This is a genomic window from Rothia similimucilaginosa (assembly GCF_029850875.1).
Taxonomy (GTDB): Bacteria; Actinomycetota; Actinomycetes; order Actinomycetales; family Micrococcaceae; genus Rothia.
The window spans coordinates 129,396-148,948 of sequence record NZ_JAOVAM010000002.1; the positions used below are offsets into that span (position 1 = coordinate 129,396).

A 19,553-nucleotide genomic window follows, 5' to 3' on the forward strand; every position below is an offset into this window, starting at 1 on the left:
AATACGTTTGGCCGAAGAGAAGAAATGGTGGGACGGAGATAAAAAGCTCCGCTCTACCGGAGACTTGGTATCTGACGGAGGTCTCTCCGGCGCAGTCATGTCGATTCTCTATCTGATCATCGGTGTAGCAGTGTGGGGAGGCATCGGTTACCTTGGTGACCTGGTCTTCTCCACTACCTGGCTGGTGTGGGTTGGTGTCTTGATTGGCGCCGTTGGAGGTTTGACCCTCGTCTTTACCCATATGACCAGGCAGAATAAAGACCGCTAGGTCATCGAACGCGGACCGCTAGGTCACACATTCATCCATGTAGTTAGCATGTCAGTCGTTTTATAGGCAGACATGGGCTCTTGATAGCCACTAGTAGCAAGAAAGGACTTGCTTTGATCGAGAACGGGTTGATCCTCGCGGAAGCCTATGTGCCGCCGACCCCCGAAGACATGCATCTGCCCCCCTTCTTCACCATTGGTGATTTCGCATTCGGTAAGCAGAACGTACTGATTCTGCTGTCCGTGGTGATTATCGCGGTATTCTTCCTCACCGCAGCACGTAAGCGCGCCATGGTTCCTGGCAAGACTCAGTTCATCGCTGAGTCTGGCTACATGTTTGCTCGTAACTCCCTCGGCAAGGAAACCCTGGGCGTACAGCACTACAAGCCTTTCGTGCCGATTCTCTTCGCCTCCTTCTTCTTTGTTTTGGTGAACAACCTCTTCGGTTCGATTCCGTTTGTTCAGCTGCCCTCCTTCTCCCACCCCGGTAGCGCCTACGCGCTGGCTGGCGTCGCATACCTGACCTGGGTTGGTGTTGGTATCAAGCGCAAGGGCCTGGGCGGCTTCTTCAAGGACATCACCATGCCGTCGGGTCTGCCGGTGTGGATTTACCCCATCCTGATCCCGATCGAGTTCTTCTCGAACCTGCTGATTCGTCCCGCAACTCACGCACTGCGTCTCTTTGCGACCATGTTCGGTGGTCACCTGGCGCTGATGGTTGCATCCAGCATGGTGACCTACATGGTTGAGACCCTGGGCGGCATCGGCTACCTGGCTGCTATTGCACCCGGTGCTCTGGGCATGTTCCTGTACTTCCTGGAATTCATGATTCAGTGCATCCAGGCTTATGTGTTCGCTCTGTTGCTGGCTGTGTACCTGCAGGGCTCGGTTTCCGAGGGGCACTAAACTCTCTAGTTTTTTAGATTTTCACGTTCGTCATTGGGCGTGAATAAAGCAACCCACACGTTCACTGTGCGGGCTATAACTCAAATCAAACTCTGTTCGGTTCGGGTATGTTCCCGGTCGAACACTGTTGAAAGGAAAAATAATGGTTGGTTCCATCACTGCGGTTGGCTACGGTCTGGCAGCTATTGGCGGCGGCATCGGCGTGGGTCTGATCTTCGCGGCATACATGACCAGCGTTGCTCGTCAGCCCGAGTCCCAGAAGACCCTGCAGCCCATGCTGTTCCTGGGCTTCGCACTGGTCGAGGCACTGGCAATTCTGGGCCTGGTTCTCGTCTTCATCAAGTAACCGGCTCTGCCACATCCTAAACGACCCATCCCATAGAACAGGATTCCCTCCATGATTTATCTGGCAAGCGATGGGGGAGCGGAGGCAACTTCGAACCCCTTGATTCCCGACGTCGGGGAAATTGTCATTACCCTCATCGGATTCCTGATCCTCTACTACATCGTTGCTAAGTACGTTGTCCCGGCGTTCGAGAAGATCTACCAGGACCGTAAGGAAGCAATCGAAGGTGGCCTTGCCAAGGCCGAGAAGGCACAGGCAGAGGCTGCAGCGGCTCGCGATGAGTACACCCAGCAGCTCGAAAGCGCTCGACTGGAGGCTCAGAAGATTCGTGAAGAGGCACGCGCAGAGGGCGAGGCAATTATTGCCGATGCTCGCGAGCGTGCAACCGCTGAGGCTCAGCGTATTAGCGATAATGCGGCAAAGGCTATCGAGGCAGAGCGTGCGGCAGCAGCAGTGTCCCTCCGTTCCGAGGTTGGCACTCTTGCTACGACCCTTGCCGGCAAGATTGTGGGCGAAGCCCTCAACGATGATGAGCGATCGGCCCGTGTGGTAGATCGTTTTCTTGCTGACCTTGAAACCGAGAAGCAGAACGCAGGTGCGGCTCGGTAATGGCAGGAGTATCTACTGAATCACTGAGCAAGGTGGAAGAGGTACTGGAAGCTCACGCTTCCCTGCAACCCCTGAACCTGGCGAGCGAGCTTTTCGCTGTGGTTGATGTTCTCGACCACAACGGCACCCTGCGCCGTGCTGTCACCGATTCTTCGCGTGATGCAGCAGCACGTCAGGGTATCGCTAACACCGTCTTCGGCGGCAAGATCTCTTCTCAGGCTATGGCTGTTCTCACCAATGCGGTGGCTCAGCGCTGGTCTGATGATGCTGATCTGGCGAATGCCCTGGAGTATGCAGCAGTACTCGCCGTGACCGCATCGGCTCAGTCTCGCGGTGGCGTGGACGCCCTGGACGAGGTACTCAACGAACTACTCACCTTTGTGCGTACCGTTGAATCCAACACTCAGGCGCAGGAAGCGCTGTCCGACCATCAGGCAAGCAAAGAAGCAAAGAAGAAGCTCGCCGTGGCGCTCGGTGGCCCCGCCACCACTGCCGAAGGTGTGCTTCTGCTCGAACGAGTTGGCTCCAACCCCCGCGGCCGTCACGCTGCACGGGTAGCCGATGAGTTCGCAGAAATCATCGTCACGCGACAGAACCGTTACATTGCGCGAGTAACTAGCGCGATTGCGCTGTCGCAGGTACAGCTTGAACGTCTCGGTCGTGCGCTCAACGCCGTGTACGGCCGTGAGCTGAAGCTCGACGTTTCGGTGGACCCCGCCGTTCTGGGTGGTCTGCGTGTTCAGGTGGGCGACGAGGTGATCGACGGTACCGTCGAGACCCGTATGTCCGATCTGGCTCGTGCCATCGGCTAGCGGCTCAAGCTAGCGACGCTGGACCGTTCGTCGCAACGGTGATTTAGAAGATACCTCGGGTAGCGGGTGCGTTGCATATGCCCCCTTCACAGAAACAGAAGCAGTGGCATTGCCCACCCGTTCAACCCGAATTGCAAGTTTCGGTTGGTTCCGTTATCGGAATGCAACCACAATGAGAGAGCAGGGACACAAGATGGCCGAACTGACCATCAATGCCGACGATGTCCGTAATGCGCTGAACGAGTTTGCAGCGTCTTATGAACCCGGCAATGCAGAACGTGTTGAGGTGGGTCGAGTTGTATCGGCCTCCGACGGTATCGCTCGTGTCGAGGGTCTTCCCTCGGTTATGGCGAATGAGCTGCTTCGTTTCGAAGACGGCACCCTCGGCCTCGCACAGAACCTGGATACCCGCAATATTGGTGTGATTGTCCTGGGCGACTTCACCGGTATTGAAGAGGGCCAGGTCGTACACCGCACCGGTGAGGTCCTCTCGGTGCCGGTTGGTGACGCGTACCTCGGTCGCGTTGTTGACCCCCTTGGTAACCCGATCGATGACCTTGGCCCCATTGAGTCCGAAGGCCGCCGCGCACTGGAGCTGCAGGCTCCCGGCGTGACCCAGCGTAAGTCGGTTCACGAGCCGCTGCAGACCGGTCTGAAGGCAATCGACTCGATGATTCCGATCGGTCGCGGTCAGCGTCAGCTGATCATTGGTGACCGCCAGACCGGTAAGACCGCTATCGCGATCGACACCATTCTGAACCAGAAGGACAACTGGGCTTCCGGTGACCCCGACAAGCAGGTTCGATGCATCTATGTGGCTGTTGGCCAGAAGGCATCCACCATTGCAGCTGTCCGCCACACCCTTGAGACTCGTGGCGCGCTGGAGTACACCACCATCGTGGCATCTCCTGCATCCGACGCAGCAGGCTTCAAGTACTTGGCACCCTACACCGGTTCGGCTATCGGCCAGCACTGGATGTACGGTGGCAAGCACGTCCTCATCATCTTCGACGACCTGTCGAAGCAGGCAGAAGCATACCGTGCTGTGTCCCTGTTGCTGCGCCGCCCGCCGGGACGTGAAGCATACCCCGGTGACGTCTTCTACCTGCACTCCCGTCTGCTGGAGCGCTGCGCTAAGCTCTCTGACGACCTCGGTGCTGGCTCGATGACCGGCTTCCCGATCATTGAGACCAAGGCAAACGATGTTTCCGCCTTCATTCCGACCAACGTCATCTCCATTACCGACGGCCAGATCTTCCTGCAGTCCGACCTGTTCAACGCTAACCAGCGTCCGGCAGTTGACGTAGGTATCTCCGTCTCCCGTGTTGGTGGTGCCGCACAGACCAAGGCTATGAAGAAGGTCTCTGGTACCCTGAAGCTGGAGCTGGCACAGTACCGTTCGATGGAAGCGTTCGCAATGTTTGCATCCGACCTGGACGACGCTACCAAGGCACAGCTGACCCGCGGTTCTCGCCTGACCGAGTTGCTACGTCAGCCGCAGTACACCCCGTACGCAGTTGAAGAGCAGGTTGTCTCCATTTGGGCTGGTACCTCCGGTCACCTCGATGACATTGAGGTTTCCGACGTGCTGCGCTTCGAAGAAGGCTTCATCGAGTACCTGCGTCACAAGACCTCGGTACTGACCGATATCGCTTCCTCCGGCAAACTTGAGGATGACACCGTTGCCGCGCTGAAGACTGCAGTTGCTGAATTCAAGCAGGGCTTCAAGTCTGAGGGTAGCAGCCACCTCGTCAACGCAGGTCACGAGGAACACAAGGCAGCTCACGATAGCGAAATCACTCAGGAAACCATCGGTTAGCGATTAGTCCTCGCCTTCTCCCCGCCTCAGCTATGAGGCTGGGGCGGGGCAGAAAGCAAGGAGAAAGGAAGCTCTATGGGAGCCCAGATTAGGGTTTACCGACAGAAGATTGCTTCGACGTCGTCTATGAAGAAAATCTTCAAGGCGATGGAGATGATCGCGACCTCCCGCATTAACAAGGCTCGTAATGCTGCTCAGGCAGCCGGCCCCTACGCAAACGCTCTGACCCGTGTGGTGACTGCGGTTGCGACTCAGCATGGTATCGAACACCCGCTGATTCATAAGCCGCACGAGTTCGGAACCTACGAACACCGCCGCTCCGCAATCCTGGTTATTACCAGCGACCGCGGCCTGGCTGGTTCGTACTCCTCGGCTATCCTGCGTCGTACTGAATCTCTGATTGAGAGGTTGCGCTCTAACGGCCAGGAGGTACAGCTGTACCTGGTCGGTCGTAAGGCAAAGGCTTACTTTGAGTTCCGTGAGCGCCCCTACGCCCGTGCGTGGGAGGGCCACACCGATGCACCTCGTGTTGAAACCGCCGTCGAAATTCGTGACGCGCTGCTCGAAGCCTACGACCTGCCCATCGAAGAGGGCGGCGTAGACGAACTGCACATCGTGTACACCGAGTTCAAATCGATGGTTGTTCAGGAACCTAAGATTCTGCGCCTGCTGCCCATCCACGTGGCTGACGCAAAGGCTATGGGCGAGGAAATCGTTCCCGACCAGGAACTGACCAAGGCTGAGTACGAGCAGGCGGCATCCTTCGAGTTCGAACCCTCCGCTGAGGAAGTACTCAACGAGCTGCTGCCGCGCTACGTTGCATCCCGTATCTTCTCCTGCCTCCTGCAGGCAGCAGCAAGTGAGCTGGCATCCCGCCAGCGCGCAATGAAGACCGCAGGTGACAACGCTGAGACGCTGATTACCAAGTACACCCGTTTGATGAACAACGCACGTCAGGCGGAAATTACTCAGGAGCTCTCTGAAATCGTGGGCGGCGCAGACGCCCTCGGCTCCTAGTATTGGTACGCCAACGAAGCCATCAACTGTCCAAACTTTCTAAGTAAGTGAGAAATATGACTGCCACCTACAACGAATCGGTCTCCGCACCGACTCAGGGCGCAACGGGTCGTATTGCCCGCGTCATCGGCCCCGTGGTCGACGTCGAGTTCCCCGCCGGTCAGGTCCCCGAGATTTACAACGCTCTGACCACCGAGCTGACCCTCGACGGTCGCACCCGCACCATCACCTTCGAGACCGCACAGCACCTGGGCGACTCAATCGTTCGCGCTATCTCCCTGCAGCAGACTGACGGCCTGGTCCGTGGTCAGGCTGTAGTCGATACCGGCGCACCGATCTCCGTCCCCGTTGGTGACGGCGTGAAGGGCCACATCTTCAATGTTCTCGGTGACGCACTCGACGTGCCGAACTCCGAGATCAAGGCTGACACCTACTGGCCGATTCACCGTGCCGCTCCCGGCTTCGCAGAGCTGGAAGGCTCCACCGAAATGCTGGAGACCGGTATTAAGTCCATCGACCTTCTGACCCCCTACATTAAGGGCGGTAAGATTGGTCTATTCGGTGGTGCAGGCGTGGGTAAGACCGTGCTGATCCAGGAAATGATTACCCGCGTGGCTCGTAACTTCGGTGGTACCTCCGTGTTCACCGGTGTTGGCGAGCGTACCCGTGAGGGTAACGACCTGTGGGTCGAAATGGAAGAAGCAGGCGTTCTGAAGGACACCGCTCTTGTATTCGGCCAGATGGATGAGCCCCCGGGAACCCGTCTGCGCGTGGCACTGACCGGTCTGACCATGGCGGAGTACTTCCGCGATGTTCAGAACCAGGACGTGCTGCTGTTCATCGACAACATCTTCCGTTTCACGCAGGCAGGTTCTGAGGTTTCCACCCTGCTGGGCCGCATGCCCTCCGCAGTGGGTTACCAGCCGAACCTGGCGGACGAAATGGGTCTGCTGCAGGAACGCATTACCTCCACCCGCGGTCACTCCATCACCTCCATGCAGGCAATTTACGTGCCTGCGGATGACTACACCGACCCGGCGCCGGCAACCACCTTCGCGCACCTGGATGCGACCACCGAGCTCTCTCGTGAAATCGCATCGCGCGGTCTGTACCCGGCAATTGACCCGCTGTCCTCCACCTCCCGAATTCTGGACGCACAGTACATCGGCCAGGAGCACTACGACACCGCAATTCGCGTGAAGGCTATTCTGCAGGAAAACAAGGAACTGCAGGACATCATCGCGATTCTGGGTGTGGACGAGCTCTCCGAGGAACAGAAGATTGTCGTGGCACGTGCACGTCGTATCGAGCAGTTCCTCTCCCAGAACACCTACACTGCAAAGCAGTTCACCGGTGTCGAGGGTTCGACCGTTCCGCTGAAGGACACCATCGAGTCCTTCCAGATGATCTGCAACGGCGATGTCGATCACATCCCCGAGCAGGCGTTCTACAACATTGGTGGTATGGACGACGTTATGCGCCGCTACGAGGAAATCAAGGCACAGACTGGAGCTAAGTAATCATGGCTCTGAAAGTTGAAGTTGTTTCCCGCGAACGCGTCGTGTGGACTGGCGAAGCGAAGTACGTTCGTGCACGCTCCGTTAGCGGTGACCTTGGTATCCTGCCGGGTATGATCCCCACCTGCACGCTGCTGGCACAGGACGGCGAGCTGCTCATTGAACCTATTGAGGGTGAGCCCATTAAGACCATCCTCAACGCAGGTTTCTTGACCGTCTCGAACGACCACGTGACCATCGCTGCAAAGCACACACATATCTAAAGCCGGTTCCCCACACGGGGAATTGACAGTGTGTACACCTCGCCGGTGTTCCTCCTCGACAGGGGAAGGGCACCGGCGATTGGTGTATACGGGACAGGTCATGTGCGCAAAAAGAGAGCGCGCAAAACAATAGCGTGCCTAGAAAGATGATGCGCACAGAAAGGGGGGGGCTCCCACGGTTGGGAGGCCCCCTCACTCTATGTGTAGCCGCCTAGCTAGAGCCGTTTAGAACAGGCGGTCAGCCGAATCGTCCACGCCGCGCATCGCATCGTAGTCCAGGCTCACGCAGCGGATACCGCGGTCCTCAGCCAGGGTACGAGCCTGCGGCTTAATCGTCTGTGCCGCAAACACGCCGCGCACCGGAGCCAGCAGCGGGTCACGGTTGAGCAGCTCCAGATAACGGGTAAGCTGCTCAACACCGTCAATATCGCCCACACGCTTAAGCTCAACCGCCACGGAGATGCCGTGCGCATCCTTCGCCATGATGTCTACCGGACCGATAGCGGTTGGGTACTCGCGGCGCACCAGCGAATAGCCATCACCGAGAGTGTGGATTTGCTCGGCAAGTAGACGCTGCAGGTCAGCCTCCACACCGTCCTTGATGAGGCCGGGGTCAACACCCAGGTCGGTGGCGTGCTCGTGCTCAATCTTGTAGATACGAATCATGAGGCGGTCATCGCTCTTAGCCGCCTGTACGGTCCACAGTTGCTGAACATCAGACTCCAGTTCCTCACGGATGCTCTGCGGAACGTCCTTGCGCTCAGCCACCAGCAGGGAGCAGGGAGGGCTCATCCAATTCAGGGGCTTGTAGGAACCACCGTCGGAGTGAATGAGGACGGAGCCGTCATTCTTGACCATTAGTAGGCGGGTAGCGCGGGGCAGGTGGGCGCGAAGGCGGCCCTCATAATCTACGGAGCATTCAGCAATGACAATACGCATCCGTCCACTCTAGCAGGTACGAGTGCTTGGCTCTAGCAGGTGAGGGTATGAGCTAGGGAACCTGAGCTCGATGCAGGTCGCGGCACAAAGCGGGGAGGAGTACTGCCTCCGGATGAGGAAGAGCGCATAGCGAACAGCGGCAGGGCTGGTAGGTAGAGATAGTTGAGTGGCGCGGTAGAATAGGGCTCATGGCACGTAAAAATCATCCCGGCAGGCGAGCATCCGGCACCACCAGCGATAAGTGGCACCGTCAAGCACCCGCAGGGCGTGATATTAGCAGGATTCTCGACCCTACGCCCCGACTAGAACGTGACCGATACGGTGACTGGCTGGTGCAATACATTCCAGCCGTCAACGCCCAAAAAACCTACACATGCCCCGAATGCTACCGCCCGATTCCACCCAGAACAGCGCATCTGGTGGTGTGGCAAGAAAGCCATAGGATGGGCCGTAGCCGCGCCATTGATGAGCGCAGACACTGGCATCAGCATTGCTGGCGCACCCGCCGCAAATAGGCTGAACACTGCACATAAGGTGCAGCCCAAGACCACATTCTCGAATCCAATTCTTGAAGGAACGCAATGAGCAACAACGCCGATACCACTCGCGAGCAGGAATTCGATCCCGCCCGCTATGTCTTCAGCACCGCTGCTGAACACACCCCCATTAAGGCACGTACTGTGCTTCCTGCGCGCCGCGAGAACTTCACCGTCACCACTGCGGATGGCAAGCGCCTCGTCGGTGAACTCGCACTGCCCGAAGGCGAAGTCAAAGCAACCCTGGTGACCTTCCATCCGTTGCCCACCCACGGCGGCTACATGGACTCGCACGTGTACAAGAAGGCGTCCTTCCGCCTGCCGGCGCTGTCGAATATTGCGGTGCTACGTTTCAACACTCGTGGTACTTCTTCGATTCGCGGCACTAGTGAAGGCGTCTTTGACGGCGGTTTTGCCGAGAAGAAGGACTTCGATGCAATCCTGAAGTTTGTACGTGAGCGTGCCCTGCCGAACCCCTGGCTGGTTGGCTGGTCCTTCGGCACTGAGTTGGTGCTCAAGTACGCGCCCGAATACGCGAACGAGTTCACCGGTGCTATTCTGCTCTCCCCGCCGCTGCACCGCGTGCACCCGGCTGAGCTGGACGAATGGAACAATATCTCGAACCCGCTGTACGCGCTGGTTCCTGAGCATGATGACTACCTGCAGCCTCCGGCGGCGCGTGAGCGTTTCGCGGCTGTACCGCGCACTCAGGTGATTCCCTTTGAGGGGTGCAAGCACCTGTGGGTGGGCGAGAAGTCCGTACAGCAGGTCCTCAACACCGTGGTCAGCATTGTGACCGGTGTACCCACCGAGCTGCCCACCGAATACAACGGCCCGGTGGCAGAAGAAATCACTGAGCTCTAAAGGATCGGCATAAAAATACGGCACAAAAATATCAAGGCGGTGGCTTTGGATAGAATATCCAAAGCCACCGCCTTTTGTCTTAAATGCTTGCTCGGCAGAAGAGCCGCGAGCGTGTAGAGAACCTAAAGGGAATCTACCGCTGGGAGGTGACTACAGTTGGTCCTGGCGAGGAATGAATACCTCACGGACCAGAATCAGCATGGAAGCCGCCACCGGAATAGCAATCAGTGCACCCAGCACGCCCCAGAGTGCGCCACCGGCAGCCACCGAAATAATCGCAACGCCGGCAGGAACCGATACAGCGCGAGCCATAATACGCGGAGAAATTAGATACGCCTCCACCTGCAAGTACAGGAAGTACGCCACCGCAAACCACAGCGCCAGGCTCCAGCCCTGAGTCAGCAGAATCATCGAGGTCAAAATCAGCGCAATCACGCCACCAACCAGCGGAATAAACGCCAGAATCATGACGACCAAAGCCATCAACTGCGGGAAGCTAAAGCCCACAAAAGTCATAATCAAGAACGCCACAAACGCGTTCAGCACAGCAACCAGAGCCTGACCCATCACGTAGTTACCCACCGACTCGGTAATCTTGTCGGTAATGTACTTGACGCGCACACGCTTGGACGACGGCGCCAGACGCACACCCCATGCCTTGATGGTGTCCATCGAGGTGAGGAAGTATAAAGACAGGAACAGCACAATAATCACGCCGGTCACGCTCTGCGCCAGGGTGGATCCAGCAGTAACCAGGCTCGACATGAAGCTATTGACCTGTGAAGAGGAGAACGTTGATTCCAAGAACTTCGGGACATTCTCATTCGCCCAGGTGCTGATGTTAAAACGCTGATCAAGCTCGTGGTACCAATCAGAATTAATCGTGTTCTGATAAATACCCGGCGCGTACTGAACAAACTTAGATGCCTGCTCGCTAATAATCGGGCCAATGGTCATGACCAGAGCGGTCACAGCGCCAGCAAAACCAGCAAGCACAGCAATCACGCCGATACCGCGCTTAATGCCCCAAGACTCCAGGCGGCGCACAATCGGGTCCAGACCCAGAGCAATGAAAATAGCACCGGTCACCCAACCCACCAGGGCACCCACATTGTTGAAAATGTAGTAGGCGAAGAGCGCTAGACCCACGCCCACGGTCATGAGGAAACCAAAAGCGACCGGGTTATGCATCATCGAGGTCTTGCCGTTGCCGACCACCTTGGGTGCGGGAGGTGCATCCTCAGAAGCGGCGGGGACCACCGGAATGGTATCCGTAGGGGGCATGGAAGCGCGGCGGCGGTTAGAACGCACCTGGCTAATGCTTTCGGTCAGCTCGCTGAAAGTCTCCGTTAGCTGATCAGTGAGGGAATCCTTTTTACGCGTCTCGGGGGACGATGTAGCCTCTGCGGGAGTTGCTGAGGCCTTCTTCTTGCTCATGGTCTTCCTTTCCGAATCATTCCGGGTATTTTTTCTCTACTGTGCCATTCTACCGGCTGGTTTACTTGGTTACGACGTCAACGGTGAATCCCAAAGATAGGGGAGCGCAAGTGTGAGAGTTATCTGTGCGCTGTTCAAGGATTAGTATAAGTGCTAGTCCCGGCATGAGCTCAGAGCGTAGGCGGCAGATAACTCTCGCTCGCAACGGCCCATTGTGGGGATAATAGAGGAAGGAACGCGTGAAGGATCTAGCCGGCACGCAACAATAGATCCCACACGCAACAATAGATACAGAACGTAAAGGAGCCCAGGATGAGCATCATTTTTGATCCGGCAGACCGCGGTACATCCCAGAACACGGTGCAGGGTAACCTTGCCCAGGGTGGTGCAGCACAGAACAGTGCAGCGCAGAAGATTCCCGCCTCCGTACGCAACGCGGTGGAACTGAACCCCAATGCGGTACAGTCTGCTGGCGAACAAGGTGGCGAGCAGACCCGCTCTGCTCCCACCTGGCGATACGAGGTCAACACCCCCGAAGAGTTCCAGAAGTTCGTGCAACTCTCCAGCCAGGGTGCCGTGATTTTTGCGCTCTACGCACCGCACTCGCCATCCTCCCTGCAGATGCTCGAAGGCGTGCAGAAGCTCGTTGACTCCGCCGCAGGTAGCATGATTTGCGCCGCCGTGGACGTCACCAAGCTCCCCGAAGTAGCCCAGGCATTCGGCGTGAGCGGCGTGCCCGCGGGCGTTGCTGTTCTGGCGGGTCGCCCGGCACCGATTTACACCGGGCCGGTCAGCACAGAAGACCTCGGCGATGTGCTCTCCCAGGTTCTGCAGCTTGCAGCACAGTACCAGCTACCCGGCGGTTTCGACCCGGTCGTTCCCGAAGATGAAATGCCCCTGCCGCCCCTGCACGCAGAAGCCGTTGCCGCCCTTGACCGCGGTGACTTGGAGGGCGCCCGCACCGCATACCGCAAGGCAATCACCGAGAACCCCGGCGATAAGGAAGCGAAGCTCGGCCTGGAACAGGTTGAACTGCTCTCACGAGTGAAGGACCTGGACATGGCAACCGAACGTGCGGCGGCCGCGGCAGACCCCATGAATATTGACGCGGCATTCAATGTAGCCGATCTGGATCTGGTGGGTGGCCACGTGGAAGATTCCTACAACCGTCTGCTGCGCCTATTTAGCGCAGTGGGCCCCGACGATAAGGCGCGTGTGCGTGAACGCCTCGTGCAGCTCTTCGACGTGGTGGGTGTATCTGACCCGCGCACCGTCAAAGCGCGTGCAGCACTGACCATGGCGCTGTTCTAAAAACAGCTGTCACCGGGGAAACGTCATGAGCCGGTCTAACCGGCTGAAACTTTGAATACGGACGGGCTATCGTCTACCCCTGTACTCGGGCTGTGGGATAGGCGGTAGCCCGCTCTGATTTTTGCGGTTTTTGGTGGTTTTATTGAAGGAGAGATTAGAAACCCCAACCTGACAGATAGCGCGCCAGGACGCTACAGATAGCACCCCGGAATGTCCATATACTGCACGACGGATACGTAATATGCGGGTTTTATAGCCAAAGCCTGTGGACCTTTTTACAAGAGTGATAGGGTGAAAACATGAACACTAGTCATTTTTCTCGAAACCCTGATTCGCATGAGCCAGGTTCGTCGCAGAACCCGGTACAAGAGACCGCAGTAGAGGCAGCCCCCGCCGCGGCAGTACCCCAGGCTATAGCCTCGGAAGCTGTACGCGTACCGGACACCCCTGCGGAGGCACTCCCAACCCCCGCAGCAGCTGTTCCCGCATCGGTAGCACCGCAGACTATACCTGCGGCTGGTGCTTGCCCCGCCATTGAAATCCGCGGCCTCACCAAGGCATTCGGCCAGAAGGTCGCCGTCGACCGTATCAACCTCGACATCCCCTCCGGATCCTTCTACGGACTGGTCGGCCGCAACGGTGCCGGTAAAACCACCACCATCTCCATGGTCACCGGTATGCTCATGCCCGATGAAGGCACCGCATACGTGCGTGGTATTGACATGTGGGCCGACCCGCTCAAAGCCAAAGCACACCTGGGCGTGCTGCCCGATGGCGTGCACCTCTTCGACAAGCTCACCGGTGAGCAGCTCATCACCTACTCCGGCTACCTGCACGGAATCGATAAGGAAACCGTCGCCTCCCGCGTCAAGGATCTGCTCACTGCAATGGACCTGACCGACGCTGCGGGCCGTGCCGTCGCCGACTACTCCGCCGGTATGACCAAGAAGATTGCGCTCGCCGCCGCTCTCGTTCACGCGCCCTCCGTGCTGATTCTCGATGAGCCCTTCGAAGCGGTCGACCCGGTTTCTGCCGCCAATATTCAGGACATTCTGCGTGGCTTCGTTGCCTCCGGCGGAACTGTCATTATCTCCTCGCACGTGATGGACCTTGTTCAGCGCCTGTGCGACCACGTAGCCGTCATGGACTCCGGTCGTATTCTCGCTGCCGGAACCGTCGACGAAGTACGCGCAGGCATTAGCCTTGAAGAACGATTCGTGCAGTTGGTCGGCGGCCGCACCTCCTCGGAAGGATTGTCATGGTTGGGCACCTCGTCTCACTAAAGTGGCAGTATGTGCTCGCTTCCTTCCGCCGTAGCATCTGGGCACTGATCGGCCTGATTTTTGCGGTGCTCTACACGGGAGGTATGCTCTTCAGCCTCGGTTCCGCATACGTGCTTGCTAATTCGAAGATCCCTGAATACGGTCAGCTCGGAGCCCTCCTTGTAGGTGCTGTTCTTGCCCTCGCCTGGGCTATCGTCCCTATCGTCTTTACCGGACTGGACGGCACCCTGGACGAGAGCCGATTCGTGCTCTTCCCCATCAAACCCTCCACCCTGCAGAAAGGCCAGTTCCTTGGCGGGTTCGTGGGTATCCCCGGTATTGCGAGCATTATTGCGGTGCTGCTGGGCGCTATCGCGTTTCTATCGCAGCCGCTTGCGCTCATCGTGTACCTCCTCTGCTGCGTGCTCGGCCTTGCGAACCTCATGGTGTGGGCACGTCTCGCAAACCGTCTGGGGATGGTGCTGAACGATAACCCGCGCATCGCCAATACCCTGATGATCATTGCTGTGCTACTGATGATGAGTGCCGGCTTTATCTTCGGCGGCACAATGATTTACCTGACCGAGCATTGGGATGAAGTGCTGCCCTACTTACCGTGGCTGGGTGTGACGCCTTTCGGGTCCGCGTTCGCGGTGCCCTACTTTATGACGACCGGCCATATGGGCGCCGCCCTTGGCTGCCTGGCCTTGACCCTTGTTTACCTGGCCGGCGGTTGGTGGTTGTGGGGTAAGAACCTTGCACGCTCCATGGCGAATGTGAGCGGTAGCGCCCACCATACGAGTGCAGCCGAAGTCGCCGCAGGTGATTTGGGTCTGTTCGCTCGCTTCCCCGCAACCCCGCGAGGTGTCGTAGCGGCACGAACCCTGCACTCATTCCTGAAAGATAACCGTCTGCAGATGCTGGCCGTCAGCACCGCCATGCTTTACCTGATACTAACTGTGGGTATGCCGCTGTTCCTGAGTTCTGTGGGGTCCGGTAAGACTCATGTTGAATTCTCCGGCAACGCGGCTGAAGCCTACCAGATTATCAATAGCGGCGTCATGCAGCTCTTCGGATTCTGGATGTACTTCTGCACCATCTTCACCGGCTACTACATGTGCTACCTCGTCTCATACGACAACACTGCATTCAGCTTGCACGTACTCTCCCCGCTGCGCGGTATTGATGACCGCATCGGTCGTCTCTGGGGCTACAGCATCTTGACGGTTCCGGTCGTGGTGGTGGTGATATTCGTCGCCTGTGTAGCAAATGGACACCTGGACCTCTTCCCCATTGTGCTGATGCACCAGCTGGGAGTGTTCGCCGCGGCGGCTGGCATGGGATGCGTGATGGATACCTTCATCAGTCCGCCGGTGGCGCCTCCCGGTGCTAACCCGTTCAAGAACCCGAAGAACACTGACGGCTTCGCTAAACAGTTGCTGCTGATGCTCTCTATACTTCTGGTGATGCTCAGCGCACTACCCGGCGGTATCTCCGTTGTCCTGTATATTTTCCGCACGCAGGATATGCTGACCCTCGTCTACGGTGGCGTAATTCAGCTGCTGATTGGTGCCGCCCTGCTCGTGGGTGGCGTGGTGTGGGGCGGTCACCGCTACGACAAGGTCAGCTCCAAGATGCTGGAGCGCGTGGCACGCTTCTAAGTGAACTAACAAGAGTTGAAGCTCCAGCACATCAGGAATAAACGAGAATGGTTCCGTGTTAGGTACTAAGCCTGGCACGGAACCCCTTTTCTGCACCGCCCGAACTTCTAGCGGAAAGAAGCTCACCGTAATAACTAAGAGCCTATGGCCGAGCTGTGGTCTGCCTCCATATTGACCGCCCGTGGGCTCAGCACCTCCCAACTGCTACTAAAATAGAGAAGGCGCCGATCGTCCAACCGAGCGGCGGCGCCCATCACCCTATGTATCCCGCCTCATTATCAAGGAGAAACATGAGCTCGATCGAAGGCATCGAAGACCCCTTTGGCCCCGGAACCGCAGGCGGCACCGCCCTGCTCGAACGCGAAGAAACCCAGCTTTCTGAGCCCGGCGACCACGAGCGCTTCTCCCACTACGTACGCAAGGAAAAGATCCTCGAATCGGCGCTGACCGGTGAACCCGTGCGCGCCCTCTGCGGCAAAATGTGGGTACCCGGCCGTGACCCGCAGAAGTTCCCCGTCTGCCCCCAGTGCAAGGAAATCTACGAAGGCCTCGCACCAGGCAACGACGGAGGCAACGGCTCCGGCGAATAATACGCGCCAGATAAATACACCTCAGGCAATACGCCTGAATACATACGATTGAATAACACGCAGCAGCGAGACTCAACGGACCAACACCGTCCATGAGACTTTGCTGACGAGCACAAAATTCTTGCACCACAACCCGGCAACAGCCCGTGGATGTGGTGCTAGAATTTAACCTCGCTGTTTCCGGACCGACAGACGCCCACCACCTCCACACGTGGGAGAAGAGTCAGCGGATGGAACCAGCAGATGCAGACGAGGAAGAAGGAGAGAATGAGCGCACCCGCAGAGGAACCCACACTATTCGACAGTATGGCGAAGCCGAAGCTCTCCCCGGCATATCCCGACCGCGCCCCCTGGGGTACCTCCGTCAGCCTGCGCGCCTGGCAGGCAGAAGCCATGCAGAAGTACTTCGAAACCAACCCCCGCGACTTCATGGCAGTCGCAACCCCCGGCGCGGGTAAAACCACGTTTGCGTTGACCCTCGCCAAGGAACTATTCAACCGCGGTACGGTCCGCCAGCTTATTGTTGTGGCGCCGACCGACCACCTGAAAAAGCAGTGGGCAGACGCTGCCGCGAAGGTCGGTATTCCCATTGACCCGAACTTCAAGAACGCAGATGTAACCATCAGCCGCCACTACAAGGGTGTGGCGCTGACCTACGCGCAGGTGGCAAATAAGCCGCAGCTGCACGCTCGCAACACCGAGGCGACGAAAACCCTCGTGATTTTTGATGAGATTCACCACGCAGGTGATTCGCTGTCCTGGGGTGACGGCCTGCGTGAAGCGTTCGACGATGCGACCCGCCGCGTGGCGCTCACGGGTACCCCGTTCCGCTCGGATACCTCCCCGATTCCGTTCGTCACCTACGAGGTCGACAATGACGGTATCCGCCGCTCCAAGGCAGATTACTCCTACGGTTACGGCCCCGCGTTGAAGGACCACGTGGTGCGCCCGGTCATCTTCATGGCCTACTCGGGGCAGATGCGTTGGCGCACCTCCGCCGGTGAGGAAATGGCGGCAAACCTTGGTGAAGGATTCACCAAGGATATCACCTCCCAAGCGTGGCGAACCGCCCTTGACCCCAACGGCGAATGGATCCCGACCGTGCTCGCGGCAGCCGACAAGCGCCTGACCGAGGTGCGCCGCACCGTGCCCGACGCCGGTGCACTCGTCATCGCTACCGACCACGCGGACGCTAAAGCCTACGCCGAACAGATCCAGAAAATCACCGGCGAATACCCCGCCGTGATCCTCTCTGACGATCGTGAAGCCTCCGCAAAAATTGACGAATTCCGTGAAGGCATGCAACGCTGGATGGTTGCGGTGCGCATGGTGTCCGAAGGCGTGGACGTGCCCCGCCTCGCCGTGGGTGTGTATGCCACCAGCACCAGTACCCCGCTATTCTTCGCGCAGGCGATTGGTCGTTTCGTGCGTGCCCGCAAGCGCGGCGAAACCGCCTCCGTGTTCCTGCCGTCCGTGCCGCAGCTGATGATGCTCGCCAACGACATGGAAGTGGAACGTGACCACGCCCTTGACCGCGGAGCACCCCAGGAAATCGACCCCATGGTTGAGGGTCTGGACGACCACCTGCTCGAAGAAGCAAACCGCGAGGAGCGTGCCTCCGAGCAGCTGGCACGCGGCAAGTTCGAGGCGCTCGGCTCCGAGGCATCCTTTCACGGTGTGCTGTTCGACGGCGCCGAGTTCGCATCTGGTGATTTGGCGGTCGGTAGCGAGGAGGAGCAAGACTTCCTGGGTATTCCGGGTCTGCTAGATGCCGAACAGGTCGGTACGCTGCTGCGAGCGCATCAGCGTGAGCATGCGGCACGTCGCCCGGCCACTGCCGCACCTTCGGTGGTGGATCACCGCCAACTGAAGGCGCTGCGAAATAAGCTGGCGAAGAATGTGGCGGCGTGGTCGATTCGTTCGGGGCAGCCGCACGGCGTGATTCATAATGAGCTGCGTAAGATTTGTGGCGGCCCGGCGGTGGCGCAGGCTTCTGCTGAGCAGATTCAGGCGCGTATCGATAAGCTGTCGGACTGGTTCGTTGGTCGACGCTAGAATGTGAATAGAACGTACGGAAAGCCCCGCAAGTGTGTGTGCTCGCGGGGCTTTTTCATGCCCGGAAATGCCTGGTTGAGCGAAGTTATGGCGTGATGAGTTGAGAATGTTTTTCGGGTTCTATACCCCAGAAAATGAATATTGTACACAGTATACAAAGGTGTAAATTATTCACCCATCTGAAATCCCATGAAAGAAAACCTCATGCCACACAACGCACACCCCACCCGGCGCACCATCCTCACTGGCGCAGCATGGGCACTGCCCATCATTGTGGCTTCCGCCCTAGTACCCGCATACGCAGCCAATGGCGCACAAACCCACACCTCCCCCCGCCCATGATCAAAGGACAGGTAAACGGTCCCAAGACCTTCACCGTCCCGGTGGGCATACGCGAACTCAGCTTCACCGCACCGCTGCCCGGATCCAGCTATGCATTAACCCGGTCTGCGGTCTGGAATGGGTACGCGGCAGCTTGGCTGACTAAGTAGCCGCGGCTACTCGAGTTGTATCGTTCGATGAGTCGTGGGCACACTAAGTCATAGGCACGCTAGAGGCGGGGAGCCTGGGATAGCACATCCCAAGACTCCCCGCCTCTGCATATTCTGCGTCTCTATATATTCAACGCCGCCTGAAATGACGAGTTACCTACAGTGATAGTGGAGGTTAGAGAACCTCAACCACCTCAACGCCCTCATCTTCAAGCTCGGCAACCACGTCGTCGAGCTTGTCCTCGTGCACGGGCGCGGTCAGGTCAACCAATACGCGAGTCTCGTATCCTGCATCGACCGCATCGCGAGCGGTTGCCGACACGCAATAATCGGTCGCGATACCAACAATATCGACGAACTCGATACCGTGCTCATCCAGCCACTCCGACAGGGGAGTCTGCGGGCCTCCCTCGGACGCGTCTACACCGGGTTCGTGCTCGCCGGTTGCGACCTCATCCTCGGGTGCCAGAAGGCCCTCAAACCCCGAGTAAGCTGCCTCGAAGCGGCCCTTACGGAAGTACGCCTCAATATAGTCGGTGTCCAGATTCTCATGAATCTGTGAGCCTTCGCTCTTCGCGACGCAGTGCACCGGCCAGGAGTCCACAAAGTCCGGGGTGTCGGAGAAGTGTGAACCCGGATCAATATGCCAATCCTGGGTGGCAACAATCGCGTCATAGCGGTGGTGATTGTTCTCCACATACTCGCTAATCAGCGCGGCAATATCCGCGCCGCGCTCAGTAGCGAGGGTGCCGCCGGCGCAGAAATCGTTCTGCACGTCAACAATAATCAGTGCCTTAGACATGTCTGTCCTTTACAAGTAGGGAAGGTCTTCACTCTGATTCGCCAGGTGA

At 58.1% G+C, this 19,553-nt stretch carries 19 protein-coding genes; 16 read left to right on the forward strand and 3 right to left on the reverse strand.

What is annotated here, in order from left to right:
- Positions 1-7: 7 nt before the first annotated feature.
- The 9 genes from QFX05_RS02135 (at position 8) to QFX05_RS02175 (ending at position 7,556) form a co-directional block, all read left to right on the forward strand.
- A complete protein-coding gene (locus QFX05_RS02135) occupies positions 8-268 on the forward strand; it encodes a hypothetical protein (RefSeq protein WP_279740520.1) in 261 nt (86 codons plus the stop codon).
- 113 nt (positions 269-381) lie between these two features.
- Positions 382-1,173 (forward strand): F0F1 ATP synthase subunit A, encoded by a 792-nt coding sequence (gene atpB, locus QFX05_RS02140; protein ID WP_005507804.1) that lies wholly within the window; start codon positions 382-384, stop codon positions 1,171-1,173.
- A 142-nt stretch (positions 1,174-1,315) separates the two neighbouring features.
- A complete protein-coding gene (gene atpE, locus QFX05_RS02145; RefSeq protein WP_005506461.1) occupies positions 1,316-1,519 on the forward strand; it encodes an ATP synthase F0 subunit C in 204 nt (67 codons plus the stop codon).
- A 51-nt stretch (positions 1,520-1,570) separates the two neighbouring features.
- Positions 1,571-2,128: a F0F1 ATP synthase subunit B gene (locus QFX05_RS02150; RefSeq protein ID WP_005506460.1), complete on the forward strand. Its 558-nt coding sequence runs from the start codon at positions 1,571-1,573 to the stop codon at positions 2,126-2,128.
- Entirely contained in the window at positions 2,128-2,940 is an 813-nt protein-coding gene (locus tag QFX05_RS02155) for a F0F1 ATP synthase subunit delta (RefSeq protein WP_279740525.1), read from the forward strand. The genes QFX05_RS02150 and QFX05_RS02155 overlap by 1 nt, the downstream gene beginning before the upstream one ends.
- Positions 2,941-3,133: 193 nt before the next feature.
- A complete protein-coding gene (gene atpA, locus QFX05_RS02160; protein ID WP_279740527.1) occupies positions 3,134-4,759 on the forward strand; it encodes a F0F1 ATP synthase subunit alpha in 1,626 nt (541 codons plus the stop codon).
- A 75-nt stretch (positions 4,760-4,834) separates the two neighbouring features.
- On the forward strand, positions 4,835-5,776 hold the full coding sequence (locus QFX05_RS02165; protein WP_279740528.1) for a F0F1 ATP synthase subunit gamma: 942 nt from the start codon (positions 4,835-4,837) through the stop codon (positions 5,774-5,776).
- A 56-nt stretch (positions 5,777-5,832) separates the two neighbouring features.
- On the forward strand, positions 5,833-7,296 hold the full coding sequence (gene atpD, locus QFX05_RS02170) for a F0F1 ATP synthase subunit beta (RefSeq protein ID WP_005507810.1): 1,464 nt from the start codon (positions 5,833-5,835) through the stop codon (positions 7,294-7,296).
- Between the two features lie 2 nt (positions 7,297-7,298).
- Positions 7,299-7,556: a F0F1 ATP synthase subunit epsilon gene (locus QFX05_RS02175; protein ID WP_279740530.1), complete on the forward strand. Its 258-nt coding sequence runs from the start codon at positions 7,299-7,301 to the stop codon at positions 7,554-7,556.
- A gap of 225 nt (positions 7,557-7,781) precedes the next feature.
- Here QFX05_RS02175 and nucS read toward each other — a convergent pair whose 3' ends face one another.
- Entirely contained in the window at positions 7,782-8,495 is a 714-nt protein-coding gene (nucS, locus tag QFX05_RS02180; RefSeq protein WP_279740532.1) for an endonuclease NucS, read from the reverse strand.
- A gap of 581 nt (positions 8,496-9,076) precedes the next feature.
- Between nucS and QFX05_RS02185 the strand changes: the two genes are divergently transcribed.
- Entirely contained in the window at positions 9,077-9,895 is an 819-nt protein-coding gene (locus QFX05_RS02185; protein WP_279740534.1) for an alpha/beta hydrolase, read from the forward strand.
- 150 nt (positions 9,896-10,045) lie between these two features.
- Here QFX05_RS02185 and QFX05_RS02190 read toward each other — a convergent pair whose 3' ends face one another.
- On the reverse strand, positions 10,046-11,332 hold the full coding sequence (locus tag QFX05_RS02190; protein WP_279740536.1) for an AI-2E family transporter: 1,287 nt from the start codon (positions 11,330-11,332) through the stop codon (positions 10,046-10,048).
- 312 nt (positions 11,333-11,644) lie between these two features.
- Here QFX05_RS02190 and QFX05_RS02195 point away from each other — a divergent pair, with 312 nt between their 5' ends.
- From QFX05_RS02195 to QFX05_RS02220, 6 genes are all read left to right on the forward strand, one after another.
- The gene (locus tag QFX05_RS02195) at positions 11,645-12,643 is read left to right on the forward strand and encodes a co-chaperone YbbN (RefSeq protein WP_279740538.1); all 999 of its coding nucleotides are present in this window, start codon (positions 11,645-11,647) and stop codon (positions 12,641-12,643) included.
- 299 nt (positions 12,644-12,942) lie between these two features.
- The gene (locus tag QFX05_RS02200; RefSeq protein ID WP_279740540.1) at positions 12,943-13,926 is read left to right on the forward strand and encodes an ABC transporter ATP-binding protein; all 984 of its coding nucleotides are present in this window, start codon (positions 12,943-12,945) and stop codon (positions 13,924-13,926) included.
- On the forward strand, positions 13,902-15,566 hold the full coding sequence (locus QFX05_RS02205; RefSeq protein WP_279740542.1) for a transporter: 1,665 nt from the start codon (positions 13,902-13,904) through the stop codon (positions 15,564-15,566). Before QFX05_RS02200 ends, QFX05_RS02205 begins: the two co-directional genes overlap by 25 nt.
- Positions 15,567-15,856: 290 nt before the next feature.
- A complete protein-coding gene (locus QFX05_RS02210; protein ID WP_279740544.1) occupies positions 15,857-16,156 on the forward strand; it encodes a DUF3039 domain-containing protein in 300 nt (99 codons plus the stop codon).
- 267 nt (positions 16,157-16,423) lie between these two features.
- A complete protein-coding gene (locus QFX05_RS02215) occupies positions 16,424-18,211 on the forward strand; it encodes a DEAD/DEAH box helicase (protein ID WP_279740545.1) in 1,788 nt (595 codons plus the stop codon).
- A 204-nt stretch (positions 18,212-18,415) separates the two neighbouring features.
- Positions 18,416-18,553: a hypothetical protein gene (locus tag QFX05_RS02220; protein ID WP_279740547.1), complete on the forward strand. Its 138-nt coding sequence runs from the start codon at positions 18,416-18,418 to the stop codon at positions 18,551-18,553.
- Between the two features lie 324 nt (positions 18,554-18,877).
- Here QFX05_RS02220 and QFX05_RS02225 read toward each other — a convergent pair whose 3' ends face one another.
- A complete protein-coding gene (locus QFX05_RS02225) occupies positions 18,878-19,504 on the reverse strand; it encodes an isochorismatase family protein (protein WP_279740549.1) in 627 nt (208 codons plus the stop codon).
- Positions 19,505-19,553: the final 49 nt, after the last annotated feature.

What these genes read in the sequence shown, in the direction of transcription:
- atpE (WP_005506461.1), top strand. Translation starts at nt 1,316, where the DNA reads ATGGTTGGTTCCATCACTGCGGTTGGCTACGGTCTGGCAGCTATTGGC.
- QFX05_RS02150 (WP_005506460.1), top strand. Translation starts at nt 1,571, where the DNA reads ATGATTTATCTGGCAAGCGATGGGGGAGCGGAGGCAACTTCGAACCCC.
- QFX05_RS02155 (WP_279740525.1), top strand. Translation starts at nt 2,128, where the DNA reads ATGGCAGGAGTATCTACTGAATCACTGAGCAAGGTGGAAGAGGTACTG.
- atpA (WP_279740527.1), top strand. Translation starts at nt 3,134, where the DNA reads ATGGCCGAACTGACCATCAATGCCGACGATGTCCGTAATGCGCTGAAC.
- QFX05_RS02165 (WP_279740528.1), top strand. Translation starts at nt 4,835, where the DNA reads ATGGGAGCCCAGATTAGGGTTTACCGACAGAAGATTGCTTCGACGTCG.
- atpD (WP_005507810.1), top strand. Translation starts at nt 5,833, where the DNA reads ATGACTGCCACCTACAACGAATCGGTCTCCGCACCGACTCAGGGCGCA.
- QFX05_RS02175 (WP_279740530.1), top strand. Translation starts at nt 7,299, where the DNA reads ATGGCTCTGAAAGTTGAAGTTGTTTCCCGCGAACGCGTCGTGTGGACT.
- nucS (WP_279740532.1), bottom strand. Translation starts at nt 8,495, where the DNA reads ATGCGTATTGTCATTGCTGAATGCTCCGTAGATTATGAGGGCCGCCTT.
- QFX05_RS02185 (WP_279740534.1), top strand. Translation starts at nt 9,077, where the DNA reads ATGAGCAACAACGCCGATACCACTCGCGAGCAGGAATTCGATCCCGCC.
- QFX05_RS02190 (WP_279740536.1), bottom strand. Translation starts at nt 11,332, where the DNA reads ATGAGCAAGAAGAAGGCCTCAGCAACTCCCGCAGAGGCTACATCGTCC.
- QFX05_RS02195 (WP_279740538.1), top strand. Translation starts at nt 11,645, where the DNA reads ATGAGCATCATTTTTGATCCGGCAGACCGCGGTACATCCCAGAACACG.
- QFX05_RS02200 (WP_279740540.1), top strand. Translation starts at nt 12,943, where the DNA reads ATGAACACTAGTCATTTTTCTCGAAACCCTGATTCGCATGAGCCAGGT.
- QFX05_RS02205 (WP_279740542.1), top strand. Translation starts at nt 13,902, where the DNA reads ATGGTTGGGCACCTCGTCTCACTAAAGTGGCAGTATGTGCTCGCTTCC.
- QFX05_RS02210 (WP_279740544.1), top strand. Translation starts at nt 15,857, where the DNA reads ATGAGCTCGATCGAAGGCATCGAAGACCCCTTTGGCCCCGGAACCGCA.
- QFX05_RS02215 (WP_279740545.1), top strand. Translation starts at nt 16,424, where the DNA reads ATGAGCGCACCCGCAGAGGAACCCACACTATTCGACAGTATGGCGAAG.
- QFX05_RS02220 (WP_279740547.1), top strand. Translation starts at nt 18,416, where the DNA reads ATGCCACACAACGCACACCCCACCCGGCGCACCATCCTCACTGGCGCA.
- QFX05_RS02225 (WP_279740549.1), bottom strand. Translation starts at nt 19,504, where the DNA reads ATGTCTAAGGCACTGATTATTGTTGACGTGCAGAACGATTTCTGCGCC.